The 17,541-nt window shown below is 41.4% G+C and carries 10 protein-coding genes and 1 riboswitch; of the genes, 8 read left to right on the top strand and 2 right to left on the bottom strand.

All coding sequences use genetic code 11. From position 1 onward, the window contains the following. Positions 1 to 189: 189 nt before the first annotated feature. From H8744_RS10900 to H8744_RS10875, 6 genes are all read left to right on the top strand, one after another. A complete protein-coding gene (locus tag H8744_RS10900; RefSeq protein WP_262434846.1) occupies positions 190 to 1,200 on the top strand; it encodes a LacI family DNA-binding transcriptional regulator in 1,011 nt (336 codons plus the stop codon). 67 nt (positions 1,201 to 1,267) lie between these two features. Then, positions 1,268 to 2,581 carry an MFS transporter gene (locus H8744_RS10895; RefSeq protein ID WP_305067485.1) on the top strand — a complete coding sequence of 438 codons (1,314 nt, stop codon included), beginning with the start codon at positions 1,268 to 1,270 and terminating at the stop codon, positions 2,579 to 2,581. 51 nt (positions 2,582 to 2,632) lie between these two features. Next, complete coding sequence (locus tag H8744_RS10890) at positions 2,633 to 4,939, top strand: family 65 glycosyl hydrolase domain-containing protein (protein ID WP_262434844.1); 2,307 nt, start codon at positions 2,633 to 2,635, stop codon at positions 4,937 to 4,939. 168 nt (positions 4,940 to 5,107) lie between these two features. Next, the gene (locus H8744_RS10885; protein WP_262434843.1) at positions 5,108 to 6,160 is read left to right on the top strand and encodes an efflux RND transporter periplasmic adaptor subunit; all 1,053 of its coding nucleotides are present in this window, start codon (positions 5,108 to 5,110) and stop codon (positions 6,158 to 6,160) included. 6 nt (positions 6,161 to 6,166) lie between these two features. Beyond that, complete coding sequence (locus tag H8744_RS10880) at positions 6,167 to 9,244, top strand: efflux RND transporter permease subunit (RefSeq protein ID WP_262434842.1); 3,078 nt, start codon at positions 6,167 to 6,169, stop codon at positions 9,242 to 9,244. Between the two features lie 18 nt (positions 9,245 to 9,262). Continuing rightward, positions 9,263 to 10,534, top strand: a complete 1,272-nt coding sequence (locus H8744_RS10875; RefSeq protein ID WP_262434841.1) for a TolC family protein — start codon at positions 9,263 to 9,265, stop codon at positions 10,532 to 10,534. 98 nt (positions 10,535 to 10,632) lie between these two features. Here H8744_RS10875 and H8744_RS10870 read toward each other — a convergent pair whose 3' ends face one another. Together H8744_RS10870 and H8744_RS10865 are read right to left on the bottom strand one after the other, a co-directional pair. After that, positions 10,633 to 11,889, bottom strand: a complete 1,257-nt coding sequence (locus H8744_RS10870; RefSeq protein ID WP_262434840.1) for a T9SS type A sorting domain-containing protein — start codon at positions 11,887 to 11,889, stop codon at positions 10,633 to 10,635. 28 nt (positions 11,890 to 11,917) lie between these two features. Then, positions 11,918 to 12,610: a hypothetical protein gene (locus H8744_RS10865; protein WP_262434839.1), complete on the bottom strand. Its 693-nt coding sequence runs from the start codon at positions 12,608 to 12,610 to the stop codon at positions 11,918 to 11,920. A 207-nt stretch (positions 12,611 to 12,817) separates the two neighbouring features. On the opposite strand from H8744_RS10865, the gene H8744_RS10860 reads away from it, so the two are divergent. Then, positions 12,818 to 14,566, top strand: coding sequence for a helix-turn-helix transcriptional regulator (locus H8744_RS10860; protein ID WP_262434838.1), 1,749 nt, complete (start codon positions 12,818 to 12,820; stop codon positions 14,564 to 14,566). Positions 14,567 to 15,605: 1,039 nt separating this feature from the next. Beyond that, entirely contained in the window at positions 15,606 to 17,060 is a 1,455-nt protein-coding gene (locus tag H8744_RS10855; protein ID WP_262434837.1) for a hypothetical protein, read from the top strand. A 227-nt stretch (positions 17,061 to 17,287) separates the two neighbouring features. After that, a riboswitch (cobalamin riboswitch) is annotated at positions 17,288 to 17,501 on the top strand. The last annotated feature ends 40 nt before the right edge of the window (positions 17,502 to 17,541 follow it).

Here is a 17,541-nt window from a genome sequence, read left to right as displayed (position 1 = left end):
CCTCGTCCCTGCGAACTTTTACTCATCCGGATCAACCCCATTCATTTCTCATTAAAGACAAGTAGCGCAAACGTTTGCGCTACTTCATCAGACAAAACGTAAAATTAATGAGAATTCTTTGTTTCAGATGCCTTATTTTTGCAAATGAGAATAAAGATAAGTACCTTTGGCTGAAACTAATATGAATCCATGAACAAACCGCAAATCACCATCAAAGATATTGCCCGGGAATTGGGAGTATCTCCTTCCACCGTATCGAGGGCTTTGAAGGACAATCCGGATATTAGCCAGGAAACGAGGGAGGCTATACATAAATATGCCCGTGAACACAATTACAAGCCGAATGCGCTTGCACTAAACCTGAGAACGAGCCGTTCAAACACAATCGGTGTAATTATCCCCCAATTAGTTCATCATTTCTTTTCATGCGTATTGAGCGGCATTGAAGAAACAGCTGCTAAAGCCGGATACAACATTCTCGTAGCACAAAGCAACGAAAAATATGAGCAGGAAGTGAAAATAGTACACTCTTTTCTTGCGGCAAGAGTTTGCGGGGTTATTACCTCATTGGCTAAAGACACATCTCAATACGACCATTATCAAGAGTTACTCGATAACAACATACCGATTGTCTTTTACGACCGTATCTGTACGGGCATCAATACCGAACGGGTAGTAGTCGACGATTATGCCGGTTCTTTTTCGGCTGTTGAATATATGATCCAGACAGGATGTAAACGAATCTTTTTTTATAGTGCCGCACCTCATCTGGAAATATCTAAAAACCGACGTAACGGATACCTGGACGCAATGAAAAAATATAAAATACCCGTCAACGAGAGCATGATCAAATTTTGTGATACCAGGGAACAGGCCATCGCCATCACCCCCGATATTTTAGAAAGGGATGACAGGCCGGACGGCTTCTTCGCCATTAATGACGAGACGGCATCAGGCATCTTGTATTCATGCAAACTTGTCGGGCTGAAAGTGCCGGACGAAGTTTCGATCTGCGGATTTACCGATGGAGCCATTGCGCAAAGCACAGACCCGAAACTGACAACAGTAGAACAACATGGCAAAGAAGTCGGAAAAAGCACAATCGATATTTTGATCGACAAAATAGAAGAAAACACGAATACCAGGAGTGTAAATAAAATAATAAGAACAAACCTGGTGGTGCGAGGAACAACAAAATAGTGGAAAACGAAAAATGAAAAGTGAAGAGAAAGAGAAACAACTAAATAATCATAACTACAAAAATACCATGAAAGTAAAACCTGATTTAAGCTTCTGGAAGCTGTGGAACATCAGCTTCGGTTTTTTCGGAGTACAAATTGCCTACGCATTGCAAAGTGCCAACATCAGCCGCATCTTTGCCACTTTAGGAGCCGATCCTCATAGCCTTAGCTATTTCTGGATACTGCCACCGCTGGCCGGAATCATCGTACAACCGATTATCGGCTCGGCTAGTGACAAAACCTGGAACCGCTTCGGACGAAGAATTCCTTATCTTTTTGTCGGTTCACTAATTGCCGTCATCGTGATGTGCCTGCTCCCCAATGCCGGAAGTTTCGGTATGGCGGTAAGTACGGCTATGATATTCGGACTTGTCTCGTTAATGTTTCTGGACACTTCCATCAATATGGCCATGCAACCTTTCAAAATGCTGGTAGGAGATATGGTGAACGAAAAGCAAAAAGGACTCGCATACTCCATCCAAAGTTTTCTCTGTAATGCGGGAAGCCTGGTAGGTTATTTATTCCCGTTCATCTTCACATGGATCGGTATCAGTAACATTGCAGACAAAGGAACTGTTCCAGATTCGGTAATCTACTCTTTTTACATCGGAGCAGCCATCCTGATTCTTTGTGTCATATACACAACGGTGAAAGTGAAGGAAATGCCCCCAAAACAATTCGAAGAATTTCATGGCATCACAGCCGATGAAAAGAAAGAAAAAACCAATTTCTTCTATCTGTTGAAACATGCACCAAAAGTGTTTTGGACGGTAGGTTTGGTACAGTTCTTTTGCTGGGCTGCATTTATGTACATGTGGACATACACAAACGGTGCTATCGCTGATACGGTATGGAACACGACAGACGTGCAAGCAGCAGGATACCAGGAAGCAGGCAACTGGGTCGGTGTGTTGTTCGCCGTACAAGCCATCGGATCAGTGATCTGGGCGGTCGTCTTGCCCCTGTTCAAAGCACGCAAGATGGCCTATTCATGTAGCCTCATCTTGGGTGGCATAGGCTTCATATCCACTCTGTTTTTCAAAGATGCCTATTTATTGTTTATCTCCTATCTCCTCATTGGATGCGCATGGGCAGCAATGCTGGCAATGCCTTTCACTATCCTGACAAATTCCATCTCAGGCAAAAACATGGGTGCTTATCTCGGTCTGTTCAACGGGACGATTTGTGTTCCCCAAATAGTGGCTGCGATTGTCGGAGGAGGATTACTCCACCTAGTAGGAGGAAGACAGGTAAATATGCTCGTATTGGCAGGAGTTCTGTTGATTATCGGTGCAATTTGCGTACATTTCATAAAAGAAACCCTCGCACATAAGAGTTAAGAGAATTATTTTCCGTACCTTTCCCGCACTAATACAAGAAAGCAGTACGACATGAAAAAATTTCTCAAAACAGACGAATGGAATATTATTGAAGAAGGTTTCCATGCAGACAACCTACGAGCTTCCGAAAGTATATTTAGTTTAGGAAACGGACGCTTTGGCCAGCGAGGCAATTTTGAAGAGACCTATACAAGCGATAGTATGCAAGGTTCTTACATAGCCGGCATCAGCTTTCTCGATCGTACACGGGTAGGTTGGTGGAAAAACGGTTATCCGCACTTTTTCTCTCGTATTCCGAATGCTCCTGATTGGAGCAGCATCTACCTGCGTCTCATTGATGAAGAGTTGAATCTCGCTCAATGGGACGTAGAAGATTTCAGCCGGCGGCTGGATATGAAAGAAGGCGTCGCCTATCGTGATTTTGAAGTCACCTCTCCTAAAGGAAATACCCTGAAAATCCATGTGGAACACATCAATAGCATGGCTCATCAGAATCTCTGTCTCATAAAATACAGCGTCACATCCGTCAACTATGAAGGAAAAATCTCACTCGTACCTTATATTAATGGTGATGTAAAGCATGAAGCATCTAATTTCAATGAAAAGATGTGGAACATACTGCGCGCTGAAACAACCAACGAATATGCTTACCTCCGGGCGCAAACCAAACGGGAAGATTCACAAGTATGCTGTGCCATGACCTATCAGTTGTTCAAGAACAGCAAAGAAGTAACCGGCAGCCCCATTAAAATAGAGAAAGAAAAATTAGTGGGATTCAGTGCCGGTGCCGACGTAAAGCCGGGCGAAAGAGTTACCCTGATTAAATATGCCGCTATTATTTCCTCCCTTTATTGTGACCGCCCCAACTTGGTAGATCAAGCCGTTTCAGAGAGTAAAACAGCCAAAGCCAAAGGATGGGATACACTCCTGAAAGCCCACCGTGAAGTATGGCAGAAAATCTGGGACGAAGGGGACGTTATTATCGATGGCGATCCGGAAGCCCAGCAAGGTATCCGTTTTAATATATTCCAGATCAACCAGAGTTACCAGGGAGACGATCCACGTCTCAATATAGGTCCTAAAGGCTTTACGGGCGAAAAGTATGGGGGAAATACACAATGGAACACCGAATTGTGTTGTGTCCCCTACTTCCTGCTGGCATCCTCCAAAGAGATGGCAAAGAACCTGCTTTTGTACCGATACAACCAGCTTCCCAAAGCCATAGAAAATGCCGCGAAATTAGGTTTTAAAAATGGAGCCGCCCTCTACCCCATGGTCACTTTTAACGGAGAAGAGTGTCACAACGAGTGGGAAATCACTTTTGAAGAGATTCACCGCAACAATATCATTGTCTTGGCACTCATGAACTATGTCATCATGACCGGAAATACTAATTTTCTGGCACAATACGGGCTGGAGATCATGATCGCTATTTCCCGATTCTGGAGCCAACGGGTTTCATACTCCCAACAGAAACACAAATATGTAATTTTAGGCGTAACAGGACCGGACGAATACGAAAACAATGTAAACAATAACTGGTATACGAACTATTCTTGCATACAGACACTGAAAGCAACAATTTGTCAATTGGAGCAGATTGCACACCAATTCCCCGATGAATACACAAACATCCGTAGAAAAACAAACTTTCAATCTGCAGAAATCGTACATTGGCAGGAAATCATCGATAATATGTACCTGCCGGAAAATAAAGAATTGGGAATCATCGTTCAAGATGACGGATATTTGGACAAGGAATTAAAGACCGTGGATCACATACCGGCAGAAGAACGTCCCGTCAACCAACACTGGTCATGGGACCGGATTCTTCGCTCCTGTTATATCAAACAAAGCGATGTCCTATTGGGCATGTACCTGTATTCTTCCGATTTTGACGATGAAACCGTACGACATAACTTCCGTTTTTACGAACCACGGACGTTGCATGAATCGTCACTTTCCCCCTTTGTGCATTCGATACTCGCCTCCCGTATAGGAGACATAGACAAAGCTTACGATCTTTTTATCCATGCCACACGTCTGGATTTGGACGATTACAACAATGAACTGGCACAAGGATTGCATGTCACCAGTATGGCAGGCAGTTGGCTAGCCATTGTCCATGGGTTTGCGGGAATGCAAATTATAGACGATATGCTTTGTTTCAACCCGATTATTCCGAAACACTGGAACAGGTATATTTTCAAATTAAACTTCCGCGGATGTAACCTCCAAATAGAAGTCGGAAAAAACGAGATAAAAATCTCAATGATAGAAGGAAAAGAGCTGAACATCCTCATCTGCAAAGTTGTTTATAATCTCAGCAGGGGTAAGGATTTAATTATCAAGAAGTAGCTTTGATCAATGTCAAAAGATTATTTATAAAAATCAAAGCTGTTTCAAAGGGAGAACAAACCGTTAATTATTCCCAATATGTAAACCAGAAAACCGAATATAGTTTTTAAGTTTCATACCTTTGCGCACTGAAATTAAGACAAGCGACTCTTAAACAATTAAGAAAGTATGAATAAGAACTATGTAATCGTCTTGGCAGCATCTTTGTTGTTGACTGCCTGTGGACAAAAGAAAGAAGACAAAGGTACATTCGTCCGACCTGTAAAAACAGCGACTGTCGAGTCCAGATCGGAAATAAAGAAAGATTTCTCAGGCATTGTAGAAGCCGTGGAATATGTAAAGCTCGCCTTCCGTGTAAGTGGGCAAATCATCAACCTTCCAGTTATTGAAGGTGAAAAAGTGAAAAAAGGACAACTTATTGCAGCGATCGATCCTAGAGATATCGCCTTGCAATATGCAGCCGATAAAGCAGCTTACGAAACAGCAGCGGCACAAGTGGAACGCAACAAACGCTTGTTAGGTCGCCAAGCAATTTCATTACAGGAATACGAGATCAGCCTATCCAATTACCAGAAAGCAAAGTCCGCTTTCGAATTGTCCACCAATAATATGCGTGATACGAAGTTGACCGCTCCATTCGATGGTTCTATCGAAACTCGATTGGTGGAAAACTACCAACGTGTAAATTCCGGAGAAGGAATCGTACAATTAGTAAATACAAACAAACTCCGGATCAAATTCACCATACCGGATGCATATCTTTATTTGCTCCGCTCTACCGATCAACGTTTCCGGGTAGAATTCGATACTTATAAAGGAAAGACTTTCAATGCCAAATTGGAAGAATATCTGGACATATCGACAGACGGAACCGGTATTCCCGTAACCATTGTTGTCGATGATCCGGCATTTGACCGTGCCCTGTATGATGTAAAACCCGGTTTTACTTGTAGTATCCGTTTTTCTGCCAATGTCGGCCCCTTTATGGAAGAAGACATGACAATGGTGCCCTTAAGTGCCCTTTTTGGAGAGAGTGACGGTAAGAAAATGTACGTATGGATATTGAACGACAATAAAGTATATCGTCGTGAAGTAAGCGTAATGTCCCCTACCGGAGAAGCACAGGTTTTCATCACCAAAGGTTTGAAAGAAGGAGAAAAAGTTGTAGTTGCCGGAGTAACCCAGCTCGTTGAAGGGGAAACGGTAAAAGAGATAAAATAAAACGATATGAATTTAGCCAAATATTCATTAGACAACACAAAGGTTATCTATTTCTTCCTCGCAGTATTACTTATCGGAGGTATTTTCTCCTTTGGAAACCTAGGAAAGAAAGAGGATGCACCGTTTGTCATCAAGACAGCCGTCATCATGACGCGCTATCCGGGAGCCGAACCTGCCGAGGTGGAAAGGCTTATCACAGAGCCTATCTCGCGAGAGATACAAAGCATGAGCGGAGTATACAAAATAAAATCCGAGTCCATGTACGGCTTGTCGAAAATCACTTTCGAACTTCAGCCCTCCCTATCTGCATCTTCCATTCCCCAAAAATGGGATGAACTAAGGCGCAAGGTACTCAACATTCAGCCCCAACTTCCTAGCGGAGCATCCGTTCCTACCGTATCGGACGATTTCGGTGATGTATTCGGAATCTACTACGGACTGACAGCCGATGACGGATTTACTTATGAAGAGATGCGTAACTGGGCGGAGCGCATCAAGACGCAGGTAGTCACCGCTGATGGGGTGATGAAAGTTGCCCTGTTCGGGACTCAGACGGAGGTTATCAACATCTTCATCTCGGTCAACAAACTGGTAGGCATGGGAATCGATCCGAAACAGCTTGCCTCACTCCTGCAATCGCAAAACCAAATTATCAATACAGGGGAAATCAGTGCGGGTGAACAACAACTTCGTGTCGTTGCCAATGGTATGTATACCACAGTCGATGACATCCGCAACCAAGTGATCACGACCAAGGCAGGACAAGTAAAACTGGGAGACATTGCCGAAATCGAAAAAGGATACATGGACCCGGCTTCCACAATCATGCGGGTGAACGGAAAACGTGCAATCGGCATCGGAGTTTCCACCGACCCTCTACGGGATGTGGTTCAGACAGGTGAAAATGTAGATACGAAACTGGCAGAGCTTCTGCCGCTGATGCCGGTAGGTATGCAACTGGAACCGCTCTATCTGGAAAATGTAATTGCCAAAGAAGCAAACAACGGATTTATCATTAATTTGATAGAGTCCATCCTGATTGTAATCGTCATTATCATGTTGGTAATGGGGTTACGCGCAGGGGTACTGATAGGTAGTTCACTGATCTTTTCGATCGGAGGAACATTACTCATCATGTCATTCATAGGCGTAGGATTGAACCGAACCTCTCTGGCGGGATTTATCATCGCAATGGGTATGTTGGTAGACAATGCCATTGTGGTGACGGATAATGCGCAAATAGCCATTGCCCGAGGCGTGAACCGACGCAAAGCATTGATCGATGGGGCAACAGGCCCTCAATGGGGACTGTTGGGAGCAACATTTATCGCTATCTGTTCATTCTTACCTTTATATCTGGCTCCTTCCTCCGTTGCGGAAATAGTCAAACCATTGTTCATCGTATTGGCCATCTCATTAGGATTGAGTTGGATACTTGCCTTGACACAGACTACCGTATTCGGTAATTTCATCTTGAAAGCAAACGCTGCCACCGGAACAAAAGATCCCTATGACAAACCGTTTTATCACAAATTCGCCAAGATACTGAATGTGCTTATCCGTAAGAAAGCACTAACTCTCGGATCGATGGTGGTACTGTTCGTTGTCTCGCTGGTAGTCATGGGACTGATGCCGCAAAACTTCTTCCCATCACTCGATAAGCCTTATTACCGGGCAGACGTGTTTTATCCGGACGGATATAGCATTAATGAAGTAGCCAGTGAAATGAAAAGCGTAGAAGCCCACCTATTGGCACATCCCGAAGTAGAAAAAGTATCTATCACATTCGGAAGTACCCCGCTGCGTTACTATCTGGCTTCTACTTCCGTAGGTCCGAAACCCAACTTCTGTAACATCCTTGTAGAGTTAAAAGACAGCAAATATACCAAGAGCCATGAAGAAGCTTTTGACAGCTGGATGAGAGAAAACTATCCAAATGCCATTACACGTACCAGTCTGTTCAAACTGTCACCCGCTGTGGATGCAGCTATTGAAATAGGTTTTATCGGTAACAATGTGGACACGCTGGTAATGTTAACGAACCAAGCTTTAGAGATCATGCACCGGAATCCCGACCTGATGAACATACGCAGTTCATGGGGAAATAAAATTCCGGTGTGGAAACCGATATATAGTCCCGAACGAGCACAACCTCTTGGCGTATCCCGACAAGGAATGGCACAGAGCATTCAGATTGCAACCAATGGAATGCCTTTGGGTGAATACCGCGAAGGCGACCAAGTGCTTCCTATTCTGATGAAGGGAAATACGGTGATCGATTCATTCCACATCAATGACCTCCGTACATTGCCAGTGTTCGGAACCAAGACCGAAACGACCACACTCGAACAAGTAGTCAGTGAGTTCGACTTCCAATACCGGTTCTCGAATGTGAAAGATTACAACCGCCAGATGGTAATGATGGCACAATGTGACCCGCTACGCGGAGTAAACGCCATTGCAGCATTCAATCAAGTATGGAAACAAGTACAGAAAGAAATCAAAGTACCCGAAGGGTATACAATGAAATATTTCGGTGAACAAGAAAGCCAGGTAGAGTCTAATGAAGCCCTGGCCAAAAACTTGCCATTGACCTTCTTCCTGATGTTTACCGTATTACTATTGTTATTCAAGACATATCGTAAACCGACCGTAATCTTGCTTATGTTACCTCTAATTTTCATTGGTATCGTACTCGGATTACTATTGTTAGGCAAATCGTTCGACTTTTTTGCCATCCTCGGCCTACTTGGATTGATCGGTATGAACATCAAAAACGCAATTGTTTTGGTAGACCAGATCGACATCGAATCTAAATCAGGAAAAGCTCCGTTGGATGCGGTAGTCAGCGCGACTGTAAGCCGTATCGTCCCGGTAGCCATGGCTTCCGGAACAACCATCTTGGGTATGCTTCCACTATTGTTCGATGCCATGTTCGGTGGCATGGCAGCAACGATCATGGGAGGATTGCTGGTAGCTTCGGCATTGACACTGTTCGTACTCCCGGTAGCTTACTGTGCTATACAACGGATTAAAGGCGAAGCACCAACCGAAGTAAACACATCGAAGGATGGAACTAATTGATAAATGAAAGAAATGACAATGAAAACTCAAATAATAGCGTTATCCCTGCTCTGCTCCGGTCTTACTGCCGGAGCCCAACAGGCACATCTCAGCCGCGAAATGTACCGTGAACGAGTAGAAGCCTACAGCCAAGTGCTGAAGCAACAGAAATTAAAAAGCATGGCAAGTACGGAAGGCCGTAAAATAGCTTTCACCGGTTTCCTTCCACAAATAGATATCTCAGGCGAAGGCACACTCAACCTGAAAGAAATGGATGCGTGGGACAGTCCTGCCGGCCAGTACCGGAACCATACTTATCAAGGAGTATTTGTTGTGGCACAGCCACTCTATGCAGGAGGTGCCCTGAAAGCTCAAAACCGGATTGCCAAAGCAGACGAAAAGCTGGATCAATTGAGTACGGAACTTACACTCGATCAGATTCATTACCAAAGCGATGCCTTTTACTGGAATGCATCCGCAGCCCGTGCCGCTTTGAATGCGGCAGCACAGTATCAAGAGATTGTCAATCAGCAATATGACATCATCAAGATACGTTTCGATGACGGAATGATCAGCCGTACCGACCTGTTAATGATTTCTACCCGCCAGAAGGAAGCTGAATTGCAGTTTATTCAGGCACGCCAGAATTACACATTGGCTTTACAAAAACTTAATATCCTGATGGGTGTAAAGCCCGATACTCCTGTTGATAGTCTCAGTGAGATCGGTGTGGTTTACGAACCGGTTGCTCTTCTCAGCCTTGATGACGTTTTGCAACGCCGTGCGGATTATGCCAGCACAGAAATAAACATAGAAAAAAGTGAAGCGCAACGAAAAGCCGCCCTCAGCCAATACAATCCCCAGGTGAACATGTATCTTACCGGGGGTTGGGCTACAGCTTCACCCAACATGGGATACGATGTCAGCTTCACTCCTATCCTGGGACTAAATGTAAATATCCCTGTCTTTCGGTGGGGAGCGCGTCTCAAAACCAACCGTCAGCAGAAAGCCTATGTCGGCATACAAAAATTACAGCAAAGTTACGTAACGGACCAGATCAGTGAAGAACTATCCGCTGCACTGACCAAACTGACTGAAACCGAACATCAGGTGAAAACAGCGCAAGAGACCATGGAACTGGCAGAAGAGAATCTTGATTTAGCAACCTTTTCCTATAATGAAGGAAAAGCTAGCATGGTGGATGTGCTATCAGCTCAACTTTCTTGGACACAGGCGCAAACCAGCCTGATCAATGCAAATCTGGCAGCTAAAATGGCTGTAGCAGAATACCGTAAGGTGATCAGTGAATAACTAATGCACACCAAGAAATAAATCAAACAACGTAACAAGATCCGGCTACTCCATTCATGGAACAAAGTAGCCGGACTCTTTATTCAAATAGCATGGTTTTACCTGATCGCTATTTTGAGTGTAAACGACGCACCATCAATACAACTGTTCACAATATAGATACCTGTACTCAGATGACTTAAATTTTCCTCTGATTGGTGCCCTGCATAAACCAATTTACCGGTCATATCGTAGACACGGTTTTCAAATTCATCTCCTTCGTTTATTTTTAGCACATTATTATCAAAAGTGATATTGCCGGAAACGACTTTTTGCATACCTGTTAATTTATCGGTATAATAATAAGTATCTGTTTTAGCAAGCCAATCATTTGCACCATTACCGATATAATTAAAAATAAAATCAATTTTATAAGGATCAAGATAACCATCCATAGTAATTAATTCGCTGGTCGGTACATTCCAGTCATATTCAACTTCACTCCCTGAATCGGCAACCCATTCCGTACCGTTCCATTTCCATTTCAGTTTCTCAGTACGGACTCCGTTCTTATATGCGTACGTAAAATGGGAGGTATTTTCCCAGTCTTTATCATCCTGTTCCTCATACCCGGCAACTTTTTGAGAAGTACCGAATGGAATTGAGCCATTACCCTTTCCTTGACGGTAATAAGATTCAATGATACTATCATTTGCATCATACGTGTTTTTCTCTTCAATAGTAGGAGTACGTTTACCATCCTTCCAATCCCATACTGCACTATAAGTTAAATTTCCCCGTTCATCAAAAGCGTACTTTTCTTCATAATTGTCATTCATTTCGGTTCCGTCTAAACTTTGCATTCTATTAAACAACCAGGTACGAAGTCCTTTGGCATTATAGCGTTCAAACTCCTGTTGATTCCATATCTTTTCATTTGTATCACCGATATAAAGATAGGCATTCATCTCACTTTCATAATCGCCATTTTCAAGCCCGTCAGTCCATTCAGTGATCATCTCGCTTTTAAGTACCCATTCCGTACTATCGTTGCAACATTCTTTGTGTTGTTGAAGAATGGCACGACCTAATTCATCATAAGTGATAATAGCATCGTAAGTCACGCATATTCCTCCTAACGGTCCCCATGATTCATATTCTCCTCCCCAATCCTTGCGGTCATCATTCCAAAATTTTCTTCTTTGTGCAGTACATTGTCCGGCTTGATTGAATTCTTGAAAGAATATATCTACAAGTTGCCATTCTTTGGAATCGTCCAACCAACGCCACATGCCTTTATATGACAATTGATCTTTTGCATACCACGTATAATCTTCTTTACTTTCACCGATCCACTCCGCCCCGTTCCACGACATGGATAAAAAGCTTGTCTGCAGGTTTTCCTCATCCCATGTAGCCGCAATTATGAGCAGCTTTCACCCATCCGTTATCTTTCCATAAATAGACCATTTCATCGATTATATTGGCCCTGTCATCATACTTATATTCGCTTTTTTGTACCTTTACCCAATTGCCAACATCATCAAGACTATAAATCACCTGTTCAATTCCCCACTTCTTATCATTATAAATATATTCAAAACGCTGTCCTCCTCCGTATGCTTCTACAGACTGCATTAATACATATCCATCTTCATCCCATTCGAAGTTGTATTCCTCTACAGTAGTCCAAGTCTTTGTCGAAGCATCCCAAAATGAATTAAGCCGTTGGATAACTTTATTCTGACCATTGAAAACGAAGTACTGCCGGGTATAATTAGAACCGTCAGGATTTGTCCCTATAATACTGTCCAAACGTAATTTACCACTTTCTGCCGCTTTACGTGTTTGCACTCTACTCCAATCCAACCACTGACTGGGTTCCTGATGGTCTTCTGCTTCTCTCTTTGCACGTAGACGAGCTTTTTCCGAAGATACAAGTGCTTCGAGCTGCTCTTTAAAAGACACCGGACCTTCGACCGGATGTAATTTGGGTTCTATCGATCCGGAAAGGAATGACAAACCGATGAATTCCTGACCGATCACCGGTAAGCAGAAACATGATACGATAATCAAAAGTAAATTTCTCAGCTTCATATTATTCATTTTTAGAGTTAAACAATCGCTTAATCGATGGGTCAAAACTAAGGATATAGATTAAAACATGCAATCTCATGTTTCATGAATTCCCGAATTCGTAAATATCTCCTCCTATAGTTACTAATAATTCGGAAGAATACGTCACTCTAATTTTGCTTTTCCGCATATTATGCATACATTTGTTAACAAAAAGCAAACACGGCAATGAAAAAGTTATTCTTACTAATCACATTTCTCCAATTTGCAACAACTTATATATGCAGTGAGAACTGGTTCGATCGCGACTCACTGGCTCAAATCCCCATATCCTCACTTTACTCAAGAGCCACTTCCTACCTTCAACATACGCATGTCGATACAGCCATGGGATTCTACATATTGATAGCGAAACGACACTCTCCCAAACTCGAATCGTCGGACAAATACATCTGCGCACAAGCTTGTATTCAATTAGGTGATATCTATTTCAAGAAAGGATATTATACCGAATCATTCGATTCCTTTATAACTGCAACCAAGATCGCTGAAGAAAACGACTTTGAAGACCTGTTCCCACAAATATACAATAATATAGGGAAAATATATTGCTCATGGAACGATCATATGCAGGGAGTGGAATACTATAAGAAAGGTATGAAATATGCAGAAAAGTTGAAGGATGAGAAAAATTATAAATCGCTATTGATCAACATTGTAGGAGTATACAATAGTCTTCACAAGGTAGATGAAGCCAAACTATACTATCGAAAGATGTGCGAACTTGTAAACAGAGATTCCATCATCGATTATTTTTGTTATCTCAATAAAGGGTTGATTCTCCGGGAAGAGAAAAAGACTAACGATGCCATACAAAGTTTGAAACAAACAGCCAATTACGCCATCCAACACCGGTTGAATGCTTCTTTTCTAAGCTCAGCCTATGGTTACTTGGCCGAATTGTATGGTGATTCACAGCGAGATTCTGCGATTTATTATTGGCAGAAGTCAATCGAAAACCCAGAAACCCCGGCTTATATGCAACGTGAATCGCTAAAAAAGTTAAACGAATTATATAAGAAGAAAGGAGACCGGGAGAAAGCCATATTCTATGGTAATCGTTATCTGGTACTTTCCGATTCATTATTTGAAGAAGGTAAAATAAATCGTATCAAAGATGCGCAACTGATGTACGAGACCGAAAAAACTTATCGGAAGATCAATCGACTAAATGCAGAATCCGAGGAAAAAGACATACGAATCAAATTGCAGTCTAAAGTTTTAATAATCGTCTCCGGCAGCTTAGTGTTATTCATAATTATGCTTGTTTTACTCTATCTGCAAAAGCGGAGACTCAATCAAGCTTACCAAGCTCTGTTTGTACGCAACAATGAAATTCTGAAATCAGCAGAAACCAATACCGAACGACGTAAAATCCTTGAAAAAAAGGTTGAAAACCTGAAAGAGGAACTGGCAACCGTTTCTTCCCAATTGCATAACCAACCGGCTACTCCCCCATCCGGCACACTTCCCCCAGCCTTAAATCCAAAAGAGGAATCAGTTGAGAATCCAAAACAATATTCGGTAGATAAACTGACCAAAGAACAAAAAGAAAACATCTTATCAGCAGTCGAGCAAGTGATGACAAATACCGAAATTATTTGTGATTGCGACTTCAACATCGAACGGCTTGCTGATTTGACAGGTTATAATTCGCGATATATCTCACAAGTGATCAATGATACTTATTGCCAGAATTTTCGTTCATTCATCAATGAATATCGAATCCGTGAAGCCCAAAAACGCCTATTGAACATCGAACAGTACGGTAATTACACCATCCAAGCCATTGCACAGAGTGTCGGATATAAATCACATGCCAACTTCATCTTATTATTTAAAAAGCATATCGGAATCACTCCTTCTATATTTCAAAAAATGGCAAAAGAGAAAAAAGGAAACCTCCCGGATGCCTAAAAGCCCCGAACAAATTGTCATTTTGGCAAAAAGTAATTTCCATATGTCATTCAGTGCAATCTTTCGGGCCAAGGACACATATGATTCAAAGAAACGCAATATACAGCAATTAGGATTTTTCAAATTGCAAGTAAAATAAGACAATAAGCGACCCAGCACATCGCTTATCCCCTCGTTTGTTCAAAACGATACATTATTTTCAAAGTTCTCATTTCATTCTATCAAAAAAGACAGCTTCATCCAAAGAGGGCAAATAGAGAAAAAAAGGAGAAAAGATGAAGCCGATAAGATAAAATCAGCCTTAATTTACTGGAAAATATTATAGCATTTGATGGAAATTGTTACTCTATCCGTTGGCTATCCGTATTTCATCTGTTGGGAATGGCTATTCCATCCATTCGTTATAGCTATTTCATCCGTCATTTATAGTGATTTTATCTCCTTTTCATTACTTCTTAACCCTAGAAATGACCTTCGGGAGTAATATTGTGATGAATTTATAAAAGACCTCGGTTAGCAATAGAGAAAAAACAAGAGCATATTGCTATATATATTCAATCGTTACTATAAAAAAGGAAAAACATATTCAACTCCTTATCCATGTCAATTCCAGAACTTAAGAGATGAATGGATACACAAATATTAACAATAGCAAAAATCCAAAATCATTATAGAGTAGAGATAATTATCTGAAAAAAAAGCAGATAAATATTTGCCTTCATCAAAAAGTATATCTACCTTTGAGAAAATTAACAAATAGAGGTATAAGTAAATACTTAAACGTATATTTGATAGATCCAATTCAAGAGCATACTCTTAAATGATATAGTTAGCCGAAGTATAATTAAAAACGTATTTGCAATGAAAAAGCACATTTTATTTTTAGTCACTCTATTTGGCTGTTTAGTCTGTTTCGCACAAATGAAGGTGGATTCCATAAGAACAATTCATTATGAAAGCACCTTCCCCATCAAATAAAATAATGATAATTAAATGAGTTTAATCATCAGAGTCCAAATTATATGTAAAACCTATAAATATGAAAAAGGTACTATTATCAATTCTATGCCTGTTTCCTTTCCTGGGAGCATGGTGCCAATCATCCGAACCTTGGTTCTATGAGGGCAAACAGTGGGCTAAATTAATATGGAAATATGACATTGAAACCGAACTGACAATCACAAACGTAATACAAGGTTCTGTTGAGATCAATGGTCTAACTTATTGGAAAGTTTTTGAATCATGGAAGGAGGATCTTTCGGACTTGACATTTAGTGGATACTATCTTCGGGAGGCTGATAGAAAAGTCTATTGGTATGAACCGGATACGGAAGAGGAATATCTATATATGGATTTTAATCTAAAGAAAGGTGATATATTTAATCATCCAAAATCCGATAGAATGGAATTGTGCATAATAGCAGCGGGAGATACCATTTTGCCGCAAGGAGACGGCATATCCCGGAAGTATATGGATGTCGGTCGTTATTACGGTGATGGCAACGTTGGAGGAGTTGAAGAAGTGTGGATAGAAGGTATTGGATCGCTGAGATTCGGCATAGGGGCATTGTGCGTAGGATGCACAGGTACAAACAGCAAACTCTTATGCTGCCATGATGCGGAAAAGACTCTTTATATGGATGAAGATAACACCTGCTTCCACAAAATTCTGACTAAAAGATTGTTATATGGTGGTAAGAAATGGGCAGTATGGTCGCCATCTGCCACAAACCCATCGGAAGGAACCACGGTCACTTCTATCATAAAAAACAGCAAAATGATTAATGAAACGTACTACTATGAAATCTGGAGTAGCAGGAATGAAGATTTGTCCGACATGAAATTAGCCTATTATATGCGGGAAGGTGCAGGAAACCAATTTTACGTTTATAACGAACATACCAACAAGGAATATCTTTGGTTTGACTTCAACCTGAACGTAGGTGACAAATTCACTTTCTATACAGGAGACTCCAAAAAGGATGCAACAGCAACTGTGGTTGCAATAACCGATACCATCTTGCCGAATGGGGATGACGTAAAGCGGAAATGCTTTCATTTAGAACCTTCTTATTTCGGAACTATGGTAGAAAGTATCGGTAGCTTGTCCTACGGGATTGGCAAGTTCAATCCATATTTTACCAACAATACTGAAAGCAAACTTTTATGTTACCACGCAGAAAATGGTGAATTGGTGTATCAAAGCGAAGAAGGCACTTGCTATAAAACTACCGGAATACAAGTGAACAAATCGGACAATTTATCCGTTAAAGTTCAGTGTCCTGAAAAAGGGAAACTCTCTTTCAATTGGGATAGAACCAATATATTCAACCGACTAAACATCTATTCCGAGGATGGCAGCCTATATCGGATAATAACCGTAACTAATGAAAATAATCAAGCCACAATAAACAACATTGCGCAAGGAGTGTACTTCTATCTATTTAGTTCCGGAGATCAACAGGGAGTTCGTGGAAAAGTCTATGTAAAATAACCATTTATTCACTGACACACTCATAAAAAGAAAATACTTAAGGTTGCATAAGCATTTATACCTTAAGTATTTTTTATGTATACCCATCTTCCACATGAGATTTCTATACGCTTGGGATTTGCGAGTATTTAGTTAAAAACAGCTATCCCTAACCTATCCTATCGACATATTATGAAACTTGATCAGAAAAGAAATATATCTTTTTTCACTTTATATCCAAACTATTTTATAATTTTGCAGCGCATTGGTTCATTTCCTCCAGGCATACGGAAGAAATGATTAAAAGGGAATCAGGTGAAAATCCTGAACAGTCCCGTTGCTGTAAGTTTCATCAAAACGTAGCAAGCACACACTCGATGCCACTGAAAGACATTTAAGTCGATTGGGAAGGCGCTTGTTACAGAAATAAGTCAGAAGACCTGCCATGCAATACGTTCAATAGCTTTCGAGGACGAGCTATGAATCCGTTAATCCGCAAACA

Origin of the sequence: Jilunia laotingensis (assembly GCF_014385165.1) — a bacterium.
GTDB lineage: Bacteria > Bacteroidota > Bacteroidia > Bacteroidales > Bacteroidaceae > Bacteroides > Bacteroides laotingensis.
The sequence above is the reverse complement of the archived record's forward strand: the minus strand, read 5'-3'. Positions and strand labels throughout refer to the sequence as shown.